This window comes from Oscillatoria sp. FACHB-1407 (assembly GCF_014697545.1).
Lineage (GTDB): Bacteria > Cyanobacteriota > Cyanobacteriia > Elainellales > Elainellaceae > FACHB-1407.
On record NZ_JACJSA010000021.1, the window covers coordinates 1 to 15,225 of the forward strand.

The following is a 15,225-nucleotide window of genomic DNA, read 5'->3' on the forward strand; positions in this document are numbered from 1 at the left end:
GCCATACATGAGAGAACCAGATACAGGCTCACGGATACCATCGATGTCTACAGGAGGTGCAGCAACGAAGGCAATGATGAAGCAGATGGTTGCAGCCAGCAATGTGGGGATCATCAACACGCCGAACCAGCCTACATACAGGCGGTTGTCAGTGCTAGTAACCCACTGACAGAACTGCTCCCACAGATTTGCGCTCTCGCGCTTCTGAAGTACGGTCGTCATAGGTAATGAGTGCTTGTTATGTGTACAAAAATTTACAGTCGTTTATACGACTATATATGAAGCTTACGGGATTTATTTCAGTTTGTAAAGGAGATTGTGAGTAAATACTTCTGAATTATTAATTTTCGTTCAGAAATTTATGACGCAACCAAATAATGCGTAAAACCCATCAATTAAAGCTCTTTACCAGCAAGCTTGCATTCCACCCAACATCCCTGGATCTTCTGTAGACCTACCCTGGCCATTCCTAGAGCTAGTTTTCAGGCTCAGGCTCAATATTCTGTTTCATAATTAGAAACATTACTTGTTTAAGAAATATTTTTCATTTCAACCGTGTTACCTGTCATTACCTACAGTCCCGCTTACACGGTGGTTCCCACCTATGAGTGTTTTAATGCCTGCACTTATTGCAATTTTCGGGTACAACCAGGAACGGATGAGTGGCTGAGTTTGACCCATGCTGAAGCTGAGTTACAGCAGTTGCAAGCATGCGGAGTCATTGAGATTTTGATCTTGAGCGGTGAGGTGCATCCCCTCCATCCTCAGCGATCGGAGTGGTTTCAACGGATTTATGCGTTGTGTGAGTTAGCCTTACGGCTTGGCTTTCTGCCTCACACCAATGTGGGACCCCTGAGTTTTGAGGAGATGGCCGCTTTGAAACAGGTGAATGTATCGATGGGGTTGATGGTGGAGCAGGTAACCCCAAAATTGTTACAAACCGTTCACAAATATGCTCCCAGTAAAGTTCCAGAGGTGCGGCTACAACAGTTGGCATGGGCAGGGGAACTGAGAATTCCCTATACGACAGGATTGCTGTTGGGTATTGGGGAGACGCAAGCTGATTGGCGGGATACGTTGCAGGCGATCGCCCATCTACACTCCAAATGGGGTCACATCCAGGAGGTCATCCTGCAACCTCACAGTCCGGGGCAATCACAAGCCGAGCAGGGCAACCCATTTCCCGCTGAGAAATTAGTTGAAGTCGTGGCGATCGCCCGTGAAATTCTCCCTGAGGACATCACCTTACAAATTCCTCCCAATCTAATTCCAGAGCCATCAATCCTGCTGGCCTGTATTGCAGCAGGTGCCAGAGATTTGGGGGGCATTGGTCCCACCGATGAGGTCAACCCTGACTATCCGCATCCCCATGATGAGGCGATCGCGATAGTCCTTAATCAAGCAGGTTGGCAATTAGTACCCCGTTTACCGATTTATCCCAAATATGACAAATGGTTGCCCCCACAATTACAGGAGGCAACCCAACGATGGCGTGAAAAATTGAAGACGCAACAAAAAACGTAGCAGGGGTTTGGCAATGCCAAACCCCTGCTAAACCCTTGGGTTAGGACGGAGTGCAGGGGTTTCATCCCTGGCTGGGGACACAGTCCCACACCCCCATGTCCTAAATAAAGTGGCGGTCGCCATAAATCGGCATTAGAAGAACGCAGGCTGATGACGAATCAGGCTCAAGAACTCTTCGCGAGTCTTTGAATCGTCCTGGAAAACACCCAGCATGGCACTCGTGACCGTCCAGGAACCTGGTTTTTGCACACCACGCATGACCATGCACATGTGAGTTGCTTCCATTACAACCGCAACACCTCTCGGCTCCAGGATTGCCTGGACTGCTTCAGCAATCTGGCGAGTCAACCGTTCTTGCACTTGCAGACGACGAGAATACATTTCAACAATGCGGGCTAACTTGCTCAACCCCACCACTTTCTGGTTAGGGATGTAGGCAACGTGAGCTTTACCCATGAAGGGCAGCATGTGATGTTCACACAAGCTGAAAACGTTGATGTCTCGCACCAACACCATCTCGTTGTGTCCCTCGTCAAAGATGGCGTTATTGACCAATTCTTCCAACGACTGATTGTAGCCACTGGTCAAAAACTGCATTGCCTCAGCAACCCGTTTGGGGGTTTTGAGCAGACCTTCCCGATCGGGATCTTCACCCACCCCAATTAACATGGTACGCACCGCTTCCATCATTTCTTCGGTAGAAACTTCTACCGTTGCCTCACGATTGATAGTTTGCCCGCTGGGCGTCGTGCGGTCAGGACGGACAGAAACATGGATGGGTTCAGGAGTTTCTGAGGATTGGGGCTTTGAGGTCTGTTGGTTAGAACCGTTGTGGCCGTTAGAAGCAATAGTCATAATGATCTAAGTCAAGTCTCCGAGAGTGATTGGACAAACGTAAACACACGAAACTTTAGAGCGCGCCACCGCTGGGCATTACGGTCAATTCTTGGATCACGGCATGAGAAGGCAGTGAGGCAGCATGAAGAATTGACTGAGCCACAACGTCAGGAGTCAGCATTTTGGAGCGATCAAAATCAGCCTGTACCGTATCGGTATCCCAAATGGGAGTATTCACCGAACCGGGGCTAATAACGACAACCCGAACGCCATGGGGACGTTCTTCTGCCGCCAGGATTTTAGAGAGGCTGATCAGTCCTGCTTTGCTGACGCTATATGCCCCCCAATCTGGAAAGGAGGCATATCCCGCGATCGACGCAATATTGATAATGGTGCCCTGCTGGCGATCGCGCATCCCCGGCAGAACCGCCTGAATACACAGCAAAACACTGGTCAGATTGAGGTTGAGTACGGCTTGCCAATCTGCCAGAGGCATCTCTGCCAGAGCACCTGTATATCCCATACCAGCGTTATTGACGAGGATATCAATGGGATGACGAGCCGCAATCTGGGCGATCGCCTCCCGCACCTGCTCGACCTGAGCTAAATCGAGGGAGTAGGTATTGACCTCGACCCCCTGCTGGCGGGCTTTGGTGGCGACCTCCTCAAGGCGATCGGCTGAGCGACCAATCAGCACTAAATTTGCCCCTGCCTCCGCAAAAGCCAGGGCAGTTTCTCTGCCAATTCCACTACTTGCTCCCGTAATGAGGGTGCAACGATTGGTTAAAAGCGTCATAAAGAATGAAGGTTGAGCAAAGGTTAGGGGCAAATGGAAAAAATTCTTGGCGTTAGTCAACTGGAGCCTGTGGCGAGGGCAAGCCGTACATGTTGACTCAAAAGGCAGTTTTAATGATTGAGAGAAGGATTTAAGCTAAGCATGAGGCAGTTTCCACCCTTAGTTGGGGACGAACCTGGAAGGGGTTGCTCGCTCTATCTTGGCGGCTGAGTTGCATCTAGAGAACTAGCAAGCGAGTGAGCGAGGGAGCTAGCAAGAGGTCGTAACCCAGGAGTGATCGGCGGAAACAAGAGTGAACCTCAGCGACATCGCAACATGAACAAATTTGTAAAGAATTGTATCTTACAACATTATAACATCGTCGCTTACCGAATCCATGTTGCTCAAATAACGTTGTTCAAACCACTAATTTTTCGGCTAACTTACGCTGGTACTTCTGTGAACATGCCGATCGCCCGGAATTTTTGATAGCGCAGTTCCCGTCGCTGAGCGTGGGTCATTTGAGTTAGCTCATCTAGGTTTTGAACGAGTGCCGCTTTCAGCACCTCTGCGGCTTTGATGGGGTTGGAATGAGCACCTCCAATTGGCTCAGTCAAGATTTGATCGAGGATACCCAAATTCTTCAAGTCTTGTGACGTGATTTTCAAGACTTCTGCTGCCTGGGGTGCTTTGCCTGCATCTTTCCAGAGAATTGCCGCACAGGCTTCGGGGCTAGCCACGTAGTAAACAGAGTGTTCAAACATCAGGAAGCGATCGCCCACCCCAATGCCCAACGCCCCACCGGAGCCACCTTCGCCAATCACCGTACAGATAATTGGCACCTCTAAGCGAAACATTTCTCGCAGGTTGTAGGCGATCGCCTCTCCCTGCCCTAACCGCTCCGCCTCCACTCCAGGGTATGCACCAGGAGTATCAATGAAAGTGAGAATCGGCATTCCAAAGCGGTTGGCGTGTTCCATCAATCGCATGGCTTTGCGATAGCCACCGGGGGATGCCATACCAAAATTGCGGGTGACATTATCTTTGGTATCGCGTCCTTTCTGGTGTCCCAACATTACGACCGGACGACCGGCTAACCGAGCCACTCCACCCACCATTGCAGGGTCATCTGTGCCAGTGGAGCGATCGCCATGCAACTCCAACCATTCATCCGTCATCGCCTGGATGTAGTCGAGGGTGCTGGGACGACGGGGATGACGCGCCACCTGCAAGCGTTGCGACGGGGAGAGATTGCTAAAAATTTCTTGCCGAAGCTGGGCGGCTCGCATCTCCAGATTTTGAATCTGGTCAGACACATCGACATCATTTTCCTCCGCCAATTCGCGAATTTGAGTGATGCGTGCCTCTAACTCCATCAGAGGCTTTTCAAAATCAAGCAGAATCGGTCGGCGATCGGAGTTACTCATGGGGCTACTGGAGATAGATTCAAGGGAGCGTTACAGGGTTAACGCTGTGCCGTTTGTTCATCACAACTATGTTTGTTCATCACAACTATGCATCACAACGGTTATGCGTTACCCATAACGACACCTCGAATGAAGTGCAATACTTCAGAATTCTAACAAAGTGTGTCGCGTCATCGGGCAATGGTCAACAGTCAGTCATGGGTATTTGAGCGCGATCGTCTGAGAGGCTAAGCTGCATAGCCCACACCCCTTTGCTCTCGCCCCCTGCCACACTAGGTTCTTTGCCTGACCATCAGTAAATCTCTATGCACTATTCTCAAGGACGCTGATAATCAAATCCTTGATCTTTCAGTAGCTCTGGGTCTGGCTCTACGGTATTGTGGGAAGAGGGTATTGACCTATTGATCACACATTTTTTCCCTACTTAACAAGATTTAGTTTTACATGACTTCTACCCATCCTCCTCTCTCAGCGAGTGATTTTCCCGCTGACTCTCATCCGTCCTCTGCAAGCCATCGCAAAGCGAAAGCACTAAAGACCGGAAGCCGTCGCCCTGCAAAGGAATTGTGTAGCGAATGTGGGTTGTGTGACACCTATTACATTCACTACGTGAAAGAGGCTTGTGCCTTTCTCAATCAGCAGGTGGCGGATCTAGAGGAACAGACTCACGGACGGAGCCGTGATCTGCGAAATCCAGAGGATCTGTATTTTGGGGTAAATCAAACCATGATGGCAGCCCGCCGGATTGAGCCGATCGATGGGGCACAGTGGACGGGCATTGTTAGCTCGATCGCCATTGAGATGTTGAATCGCGGTCTGGTCGAAGGCGTCGTGTGTGTACAAAACACCAAAGAAGACCGTTTTCAACCGATGCCTGTGATTGCTCGTACTCCAGAAGAAATTTTGGCAGCACGGGTGAACAAGCCAACCCTATCGCCGAACCTCTCGGTTTTAGAACAGATTGAGCAGTCAGGCATGAAACGACTGCTAGTGATTGGGGTAGGATGCCAGATTCAGGCTTTGCGGGCGGTTGAGAAGAAGTTGGGTCTGGAAAAGCTGTATGTATTGGGCACGCCTTGTGTCGATAATGTGACTCGTGAGGGATTGCAAAAGTTCTTAGAAACCACCAGTCGATCGCCCCAAACGGTGGTTCACTATGAATTTATGCAAGACTATCGGGTTCACTTCAAACACGAAGATGGTTCCGTTGAAACCGTTCCCTTTTTTGGGCTGAAAACCAATCAACTCAAAGATGTGTTTGCCCCATCCTGCATGAGTTGTTTTGACTACGTCAATTCCTTAGCCGATCTCGTGGTGGGTTACATGGGTGCCCCTTATGGATGGCAATGGATCGTCGTTCGCAATGATTTGGGTCAGACCATGTTGGATTTGGTGTGGAATCAGATTGAAACCCAACCCGTGATGTCGCAGGGCGATCGCCATCAGGCTGTGCAGCAGAGTATTCCAGCGTATGACAAAGGCGTAACTCTGCCGATGTGGGCCGCCAAACTCATGGGCGTAGTGATCGACAAAATCGGTCCCAAAGGGTTGGAGTATGCCCGGTTCTCGATCGACTCCCACTTCACCCGCAACTATTTGTATCTGAAGCGCAACCACCCCGAAAAGCTAGAGGCACACGTCCCCGACTACGCCAAGCGCATTGTGGAACAATACGAGTTACCCGATTAAAGGATGCTTAGATAAATTGCTCCTTCTCGAATAAAAATGCTATTCTCAAGCGGAAAACTTGAGGCAATTAGCCTAATCCAGCTTTGATGCTGGAGCGGAGGAACCAGTTATTGGGGCGTATCTCTGGCACCAGAGAAGGAGATTTCTCACTTCTAGCCCGCCAGCTAACTTCGTCGGCTTTGAGGAAAAACATGGACAATTGGCAGGCTGTTACCGCACTGGTTACGTTTGCAACAGTTATCGCGCTGATCATGACTGAATGGCTGCATCTAATGATTGCGGCTATGTTGGGGGCGTTGTTGCTGATCTTCCTCAACATCATGACCCTGGATGAGGCGATCGCCTACATCAGCAAAAGCCACGCTACTTTAGGCTTATTTTTTGGTGTCATGGTGATGGTGCGTGCCTTTGAACCCACCAAGATTTTTGAGTATTTGGCAACTCAGATCGTGATTCTCGCAAAAGGCGAGGGGAAACGGTTGCTGTTGGGCGTCGTAGCGATTACTACACCCATTTGTGCAGTGCTACCGAACGCCACAACGGTTATGCTGCTGGCTCCACTCATTCCACCGATGGCGGAGGAACTGGGCGTGAACTTTGTACCACTGCTGATTCTGATGGTGTTTGTCGCCAACAGTGCTGGATTGCTGACGCTAGTCGGTGATCCCGCTACCTTCATCGTAGGAGACGCCATCAACATCAGTTTTACCGATTATCTGGGACGCATGAGTTTGGGTGGGGCGATCGCCATTCTGGTTGTGGTCGTCCTGTTACCCATCCTCTTCCCCAAGATCTGGCGTAAAAAACTTGACAACTTAAATCAACTGCCTCACCCCCAGATCAACCATCCGCGCATCCTGGCAGTTGGTGGGGTTATTGTTGCGCTGGTGCTGATCTTCTTTGTCATTGGCGAAACGTTACCTGTTCCAATTTCACCTGCTACGGTTGCTCTTTTTGGGGCAGCCTTGTGCCTCCTACTCACCCATCACAGCAAGATCGACTCAGTCCACAATATTCTGCGAGATGTGGATTGGAGCACGCTGATCTTTTTCATGAGCACGTTTGTGCTGATTGGCGGATTAGAAAAAACAGGTGTGATCGGTGCCGCATCAGGCGTTTTGGCGTTTGTGTTGGGTAAAAATATTGTCATCGGGTCATTAGTATTAATCTTTCTAATTGGTTTGTTGTCCAGTGTGGTGCCTAATATTCCCCTGGTTGTAGCGATGGTGCCCCTGTTAAAGCAATATGTAGTAACGGTTGGGTTAGCTCCACCAGAGGTGCTCAGCCCCGATTTTGCAGGACAATTTCCGGTGGAAACGCTGCCACTGTTCTATGCCATGATGTACGGTGCAACCTTGGGAGGCAACGGTACACTGGTCGGCGCATCATCCAATATCGTCGCTGCCGGGATTGCAGAACAGCACGGCAAACGAATTTCCTTCAAACGGTTTTTGCGCTATAGCATCCCAGTCACAGTTGCACAGCTTGTGGCGGTTAGCCTCTTCGTTCTAGTCCGTTTTTTATTGTTGAGATGATTGCGCTATAGCAATCCTGTTTGATTTGTGAAGAAGCTGGAACAGGACAGAGCAATTTCCACCATTTGTTTAGAAATGCTGTCGATCATCAGCGTTAAAAAATATCAAGACCTGCTTTCCACTCGCGTAAAACTCACCCGATCGGGTGAAGAGTTATCATAGCCCCCTCACAACCTAATACCGATAAGCGGTGTTTAGGGACATGACATTTAGAAGGGGATTGGCACTGCCAGTCCTCTTCTGAGGTCTATCAAGTGTTCAACTCAAGTGGAACATCTTCATGAGTGATGTTTTTATCTCGTATTCCCGTAAGGACAAGGACTTTGTCAAAGTCTTGCATCAAGCTTTGACTGAGAGTCAATACAACGCTTGGGTTGACTGGGAGGACATTCCCCTAACCGCTGACTGGTGGGAAGAGATCAAAAGCGGTATTGAGCAAGCCGACACGTTTGTGTTTGTGATCAGCCCAGATTCGGTTCGCTCTAAAGTCTGTGGGCAAGAATTAGATCACGCCATTCTGCATCACAAACGGCTAGTTCCGATCGTGCAACGGGATGGGTTTGACTCCGAGTTGATTCGTCCAGGGTTGAGAAAACACAACTGGCTATTTTTTCGAGATGAAGATGAGTTTGATCAAGCCTTTCAAGCACTTGTTAGAGCACTTGATACCGATTTGGATCATGTCAAGCGTCACACTCGATTGTTAGTCAAGGCGATCGAGTGGGAGCATCAACACCGCAATCCTGATTTGTTGATCCGAGGTAGTGAGTTAGAACACACAATCCAATGGTTAACGCAAAGTTCTACAAAGGAACCGCGATCAACTGAGTTACAACTGGAATACGTTAACGAAAGTCGCAAAGCAGAGCTAGCTCAACGGGATGCCGAAATTAAGCGACAAAAGAAAGCCCGAAAGGCGATCGCCACCGCTCTGGTTGGGGCTGTTTTCAGTTTGATTATTGCGATCGGGTTAGGGCTTGTTGCCTTCAGCAAATATCAAGAAGCCGTGGTGAATGAAGTTAATGCCATTAGCACGTCCTCTGATGCACTGTATATCTCCAATCGTGGATTAAGTGCTCTGATCGAAGCGATTAAAGGAGTCAATCAATTAAAATCTGCGCCTTGGACAGATAGCAGTACTCAAAACCAAGTTAGGCTTGCACTTCAGCAAGCCGTATATGACGTGCGAGAAAAGAACCAATTAGAAGGGCATACAAATTTTGTCCGCAGCGTTAGTTTTAGTCCAGATGGTCAAACCATTGCCTCTGCTAGCCAAGATGGCACTGTGAGGCTGTGGAACAGCGATGGTCAATTGCTCAAACTCTTAAAGGATAACGGCACCCCTATCCGAACACTGAGTTTTAGCCCAGATGGGAAGCTAATTGCGTTTGGAGGCGACGATACAACCGTTAACCTGTGGGATAAAAATGGTCCAATTCTCAAAATTAATACTGGTTATTACAGCATAATTAACCGTGTTCGCTTTAGCCCCGATGGCAAAACAATCGCAGCAGTTACTGAAGACGGTATTATCATGCTTTGGGATTTGCAGGGAAAGCAACTTCAGCGCTTTGGGGGAAATAGCGATTACATTTTTGATTTGCGGTTTAGCCCAGACGGTAGCTTTCTAGTCACGGGTGGAACTAGCAATGACCATGAAACTATTACACTTTGGACGCTCAACGGACAGCAGCTTAAAACATTGACTGGAGTTGAAGGAGAAATTCGCAACATCAGCATTAGCCCCGATGGAAAGACAATCGTCTTTGGTGGCACTAGTGAAACACTAACCCTTTGGAATCTCAGTGATCAGAAATTCAAAACGTTTAGTGGTCACACTGATTGGGTGAATAGTGTCAGTTTCAGTCCTAATGGCCAGATGATTGCCTCCGGTAGCTCCGATAAGACCATTAAACTTTGGGATTTAAACGGACAGGAATTGACAACTTTAGAGGGTCACAGTGGTTGGGTGCGAAGTGTGAGCTTTAGTCCAGACGGTCAAACCATCATCTCTGGAAGTGATGATGGCACCATTAAACTCTGGAGCATGACCAGTCAAGCCCTGAAGACATTGGAAGGGCACGATGGTCGGGTTCGTAGCGTGAGCTTTAGTCCTGATAGTCAAATGATTGCCTCGGGTAGCGAAGATAAAACTATTAAGCTCTGGAGCATAACTGGACAACTACTCAAGACGCTACGTGGTCATCAAAGCCGAGTTTACAGTGTGAGCTTTAGCCCTGATGGCAAAACGATCGCATCTGCCAGTGGCGACTCTACGATTCGTCTTTGGAATATAAACGGTCAACTGATTAAAACGCTTAATGGACATGTCAATTCGGTATTCAAGGTTCAGTTCAGCCCAAATGGCAAGTTTTTGGCATCTGCTAGTGAGGATAAGACCGTCAACCTGTGGAGTGCAGAAGGTCATCTTCTCAAAACTTTTGAGGGGCACAGTCTTTTAGTGAATAGCGTGAGCTTTAGCCCCGATAGTAAAACGATCGCATCCGCAAGCGATGACAGAACTATTAAGCTTTGGAGCTTAGAGGGCCAAGAACTGAAGACTTTAAGAGGGCACCAAGACCGGGTGAATAGTGTAAGTTTCAGTCCCGATGGTAGAACCTTGGTGTCCGGTAGTAGAGATAAGACGATTAAGCTTTGGAATGTAGAGGGTCACTTACTCAAGACACTTCAAGGGCATCATAGTGCTGTCAGAAGTGTCAGTTTTAGCCCAGATGGTCAAATCATTCTCTCCAGCGGTGAGGATCACGTCTTCAAGCTGTGGAGCATTGACGGATACGAGCTTAAAACCTTGAGAGGACATCGTAATTCAGTCTTTAGTACCACTTTTAGCCCCGATGGCAAAACCATTGTTTCGGGTAGTGATGATAAAACCATCAAACTTTGGAACGCTGAAACGCTCAATTTTGACCAGCTTGTTACGCGAGGGTGTGATTGGCTTGGCTCCTATCTCATTACCCATCCACAAACTCTAAAAGATATGACTCTTTGCCAAACCGAAACTATCTTGGCAAAAGCCGCTTCCTCGCTCGTGACTCAAGGTGAAACGTTAGCCCAGCAAGGCAACCAGCAGGAAGCAATTCAACTTTTTCAAATGGCTTTGAAATGGAACCCTGCTTTAGAACTTAATCCCAACGAAAAAGCTGACCAATTTGTGGCGAAAGGACAGGCTGAAACTCTCGTCAGTGAAGCCGAAGAATTAGCCAGAAAAGATCAAATTTCAGCGGCGATCGCCAAATACCAACAGGCTCAAACCCTTGACCCTGGCTTAAATATTGATGCTCGCTCAAGAGTTCTGCAATCCTCTGCTAACGCTTCATTAGAAAGAGGGATTCGATTGCTTTATCAAGACAAAACTCCAGAAGCGATCGCCGCTTACAACACAGCAGAGCAGCGAGATCCAACCACCGTCTCTGCTAGTTTCTGGAACACCCTCTGCTGGCAGGGCAGCTTAAATGGATATGCGGCTGATGTTATGCCTGCTTGTGAAAAAGCGGTTGCGCTTGATCCGAATGACACATCGATTCGAGATAGCCGTGGCTTAGCCAGAGCACTGACAAGAGATACCCAAGGGGCGATCGCAGACTTTCAATTCTTTGTCGATAAAACCAATGATGAGGAACTGAAAGCACAACGACAGTGGTGGATTGCAGCCCTACAGCAAGGTGAGAATCCATTTACTACAGAAGAAATTCAACGTTTACTCGGTCAGTAATGCCGAGGTTCAATTGACCAATCTTACTCACAATCACCCTCATCGTTGCGTAAAACTCACCCAATCGGGTGAAGAGTTAATATAGCCGCCTCACAACCTAATACTAATGAGCGGTATTTAGGGACATGACGTTTAGCAGGGGATTGGCAATGCCAGTCCCCTTCCAAGGTCTGTCAAGTGTTTAACTCACATGGAACATCCTCATGAGCGATGTCTTCATCTCTTACTCTCGCAAAGACAAAGACTTCGTTAAAATACTTTATGAAGCCTTAAATGCCTGCGACCGCACAACCTGGGTAGATTGGAGCAACATTCCCTTAACAGCAGACTGGTGGAACGAAATTGAAGCAGGCATTGAGGCAGCAGATACCTTTGTGTTTGTCTTAAGTCCAGATGCGATCGCCTCTCCTATTTGCACTAAAGAAATTGATCATGCTGTTTTTCATCACAAGCGGTTAGTGCCTGTAGTGCGACGAGATGAGTTTGATACGAAGCAGGTACACGAGGCACTCAGAAAACTCAACTGGTTGTTCTTTCGAGAACAAGACAATTTTGAGCAAGCATTTCAAGCATTGCTAGAGGCGATCGATACTGACTTAAACCATGTCCGGCAGCATACTCAACTTCTGATGCGGGCGATCGAGTGGGAGCACAAAAAATATAGTCCTGATGTGTTGCTGCGGGGTCGAGAGTTAGAGTCAATTATTCACTGGCTTACACAAGATGCAGATAAAGAGCCGCGATCGACTCAACTGCAACGTGAGTATGTCAATGAAAGCCGCAAAGCAGAAGTAACTTATCGTGAAGCCGAAATTAAACGTCAAAAGAAAGTTCGCAAAACAATCACAATCGCCTTGATTGGGGCTATTATCAGCCTGATAATTGCGATCGGGTTGGGACTATTCTCACTGAGTCAATATCAAACCGCAGAGACGCAGCGCAAGGAAGCCAAAATTAGTGAAATTCAAGCTTTAAGCACTTCGTCTAACGCCCTATTCACCTCAAACCCTCAAGAACTTAATGCATTAATAGATGCACTCAAGGCAACGAGCCAATTAAAGTTAGCACCTTGGTCAGATGCCTCTACTCAAAGCCAGGTGAGATTAGTTTTGCAGCAGGCGGTATATGACGTGAAAGAACGTAACCGTCTGAACAGCCAGGGGAATATGTTGGGATCTGCTAGTTTTAGCCCAGATGGCAGAATGATTGCCTCGGTCGGTCCCAATAACTCAATCAACCTTTGGAACCGCAATGGTCAACTTCTAAAAACCTTGAAGGGACATACAGACTGGATTATTAGCATCAGCTTTAGCCCGGATGGCAAGACCATTGCCTCTGCGGGACGTGACGGCATGATTAAACTGTGGAGCGTCGAGGGACAAGCGCAAAAAACAATAAAAGGACACAATCACTTTATCTACCGCGTTCACTTTAGCCCCGACAGCACGATGCTGGTTTCAGCTAGTTTAGACAAAACAGTCAAACTCTGGAGCGTCAGTGGTCAGGCAATTAAAACACTCCAAGGGCATACCGATGGAGTGATGGATGCCAGTTTTAGCCCAGATGGCAAGACGATTGCCTCTGCCAGCATGGATGCAACAATCAAACTCTGGACATTAGCAGGGCAGGAAATTAGGACTCTTAAAGGAGATCAAGGTGGATTAACCAGCCTCAGTTTTAGCCCAGATGGCAAGCTGATTGCGGCGGCTGGTGGGGATAAAACTATTCAATTGTGGACACTAGAAGGCGAAGAACTGAAAACGCTTCAAGGACATGATGAGTGGATTAATAGCGTTGAATTTAGCCCTGATAACACGCTCCTTGCTTCATCTGATGCGACAGGAACAGTCAAACTTTGGAACCAGGAAGGGCAGGAGCTTATGGCTCTTAAAGGCAATGGTGATGCAATTTATAACGTTACCTTTAGCCCTGATAGCCAAGCGATCGCCACGTCTCACTCTGGTGGTTTAGTTAAAATTTGGAGCATTGTTGGGCAAGAACTCAAAACGTTAAGAGGTCATCAGGGTGAACTCAGTGCTGCTAGCTTGAGTCCTGATGGCCAGATCATTGCGTCAGCAGGCGAAGATGGCACGATCGCACTCTGGAACAAGGATGGTTTGCAGCTCAAAACATTAACAGGACATACAGGTGGCATTACTGATTTATGTTTTAGCCCTGACGGCAAAATTCTTGCTTCGGCAGGCGGAGATGGCTTCGTGAAGCTTTGGAATCTGGATGGGCAAGAGGTCAATCGCTTTAAAGCACATGGCTACGGAGTCACAACCATTCGCTTCAGCCCAGATAGTCATACGATCGCTTCTGCTGGTACAGATGGTGCTATTAAACTTTGGAATCTACAGGGGCAAAAAATCCAGGTCATCCTAGCCCATGACTATACGGTGGCCAATCTTGATTTCAGCCCCGATGGCAAGATCATCGCATCGGGCAGCTATGACAATTTGATTAAACTTTGGAACCTGGAGGGCAAGGAGCTAAAACGATTCCAAGGTCATCAGGGTGGGGTCAGAGATCTTAAATTCAGTCCCGATGGTCAAGCGATCGCATCTGCCAGTGCTGACAAAACCATTAAGCTGTGGAATCTAGACGGGCAATTGCTCCAATCCTTTGAAGGGCATCGGGCGATCGTCATGAGCGTCAGATTTAGTCCAGATGGCAAAACAATTGTGTCTGGCAGTGCTGACAAGACAATGAAACTGTGGAACCTGGAAGGACAAGAATTAAAAACTCTAAACGGGCACAGTGGCTATGTGAGTAGTGCAAGTTTTAGCCCTGATGGCAAAACTATTATCTCTGCCAGTGCTGACCAAACTGTTAAACTGTGGGACGCTGAGGTTCTCAATCTAGATGGGTTAACCGCACGAGGCTGCCACCTGCTCACTGATTATCTGGTCAGTCATCCTGATGTTTTACAGGATGTCGCAGTCTGTCAAAACCCTGACATTTTGGCTCAAGCGTCTCCTGTTTTAATGGCTTATGGAGAAGACTTAGCCAAAGCAGGTGATATCGAAGGGGCGATCGCCCAATTTCAAATCGCGTTGACATGGAATCCTCAGTTCAATTTTGACCCTGACAAAACAGCACAACAGTTTGCAGCCAAGGGGCAGGCTGAACGGCTAATAGCAGAGGGTGAAGAGTTGGCCAGTGCTGACAATATTCGCAGCGCAATTGCAAAATTTCAACAGGCACAACACCTTGATCCTGATCTGAGATTTGATCCCACAGCCAAAGCACGACAGCTTGCCGCAACTGCCCTCATCAACCAGGGTCAAGCGTTGGCCTATCAAGGCAAAATTAAAGAGGCAATTCTGCTTTATACACGAGCGCAACACCTTTCCCCTCAAACCATGTCTGTTCTTGCCTGGGATAGGTTGTGTTGGAGTGGAAGCTTATACGGATTCCCTAAAGAGGTTGGCTTTGCTTGTGAGAAAACTGTCGCTCTTGCCTCCACAGAAGCGTATCCCTATGAAAGCCGAGGGCTGAATCGAGCACTGAGGCAAAATTTTGGGGGAGCTATTAAAGACTTTGAGATGGCTAGCAACCTCACCGTAAATGCAGGAATCAAAGTAAGACTAGAGCGATGGCTTGTTGCTCTTCGGGCTAACAAAAATCCATTTACTCCTGAAGAAATTCAAGCATTGTTGAATTAAAGCATCGTAAACTCCTTGCGTAAAACTCACCCGATCG

8 protein-coding genes, 1 pseudogene and 1 riboswitch are annotated in these 15,225 nt (G+C 48.0%); of the genes and pseudogenes, 5 read left to right on the plus strand and 4 right to left on the minus strand.

What is annotated here, in order from left to right:
• Positions 1–222: pseudogene (locus H6G89_RS26355) on the minus strand (photosystem II q(b) protein); the annotation flags it as partial.
• A gap of 333 nt (positions 223–555) precedes the next feature.
• Here H6G89_RS26355 and cofG point away from each other — a divergent pair.
• Complete coding sequence (gene cofG / locus H6G89_RS26360; protein WP_190512221.1) at positions 556–1,524, plus strand: 7,8-didemethyl-8-hydroxy-5-deazariboflavin synthase subunit CofG; 969 nt, start codon at positions 556–558, stop codon at positions 1,522–1,524.
• A gap of 132 nt (positions 1,525–1,656) precedes the next feature.
• Here the strand turns inward: cofG and folE are convergent, their stop codons facing one another.
• The 3 genes from folE to H6G89_RS26375 form a co-directional block, all read right to left on the minus strand.
• Entirely contained in the window at positions 1,657–2,379 is a 723-nt protein-coding gene (gene folE, locus H6G89_RS26365) for a GTP cyclohydrolase I FolE (RefSeq protein WP_190512222.1), read from the minus strand.
• 55 nt (positions 2,380–2,434) lie between these two features.
• Complete coding sequence (locus tag H6G89_RS26370; protein ID WP_190512223.1) at positions 2,435–3,157, minus strand: SDR family oxidoreductase; 723 nt, start codon at positions 3,155–3,157, stop codon at positions 2,435–2,437.
• Between the two features lie 422 nt (positions 3,158–3,579).
• On the minus strand, positions 3,580–4,563 hold the full coding sequence (locus tag H6G89_RS26375) for an acetyl-CoA carboxylase carboxyltransferase subunit alpha (protein WP_190512224.1): 984 nt from the start codon (positions 4,561–4,563) through the stop codon (positions 3,580–3,582).
• Between the two features lie 444 nt (positions 4,564–5,007).
• Between H6G89_RS26375 and H6G89_RS26380 the strand changes: the two genes are divergently transcribed.
• From H6G89_RS26380 to H6G89_RS26395, 4 genes are all read left to right on the plus strand, one after another.
• Positions 5,008–6,252 (plus strand): Coenzyme F420 hydrogenase/dehydrogenase, beta subunit C-terminal domain, encoded by a 1,245-nt coding sequence (locus H6G89_RS26380; protein WP_190512225.1) that lies wholly within the window; start codon positions 5,008–5,010, stop codon positions 6,250–6,252.
• 59 nt (positions 6,253–6,311) lie between these two features.
• Positions 6,312–6,446: riboswitch (cyclic di-AMP (ydaO/yuaA leader) on the plus strand.
• Complete coding sequence (locus H6G89_RS26385) at positions 6,444–7,787, plus strand: SLC13 family permease (RefSeq protein WP_190512227.1); 1,344 nt, start codon at positions 6,444–6,446, stop codon at positions 7,785–7,787. Its footprint overlaps the riboswitch before it by 3 nt.
• Before the next feature lie 280 nt (positions 7,788–8,067).
• Positions 8,068–11,520 carry a TIR domain-containing protein gene (locus tag H6G89_RS26390; protein ID WP_190512229.1) on the plus strand — a complete coding sequence of 1,151 codons (3,453 nt, stop codon included), beginning with the start codon at positions 8,068–8,070 and terminating at the stop codon, positions 11,518–11,520.
• Between the two features lie 203 nt (positions 11,521–11,723).
• Positions 11,724–15,188, plus strand: a complete 3,465-nt coding sequence (locus H6G89_RS26395) for a TIR domain-containing protein (protein ID WP_190512231.1) — start codon at positions 11,724–11,726, stop codon at positions 15,186–15,188.
• The last annotated feature ends 37 nt before the right edge of the window (positions 15,189–15,225 follow it).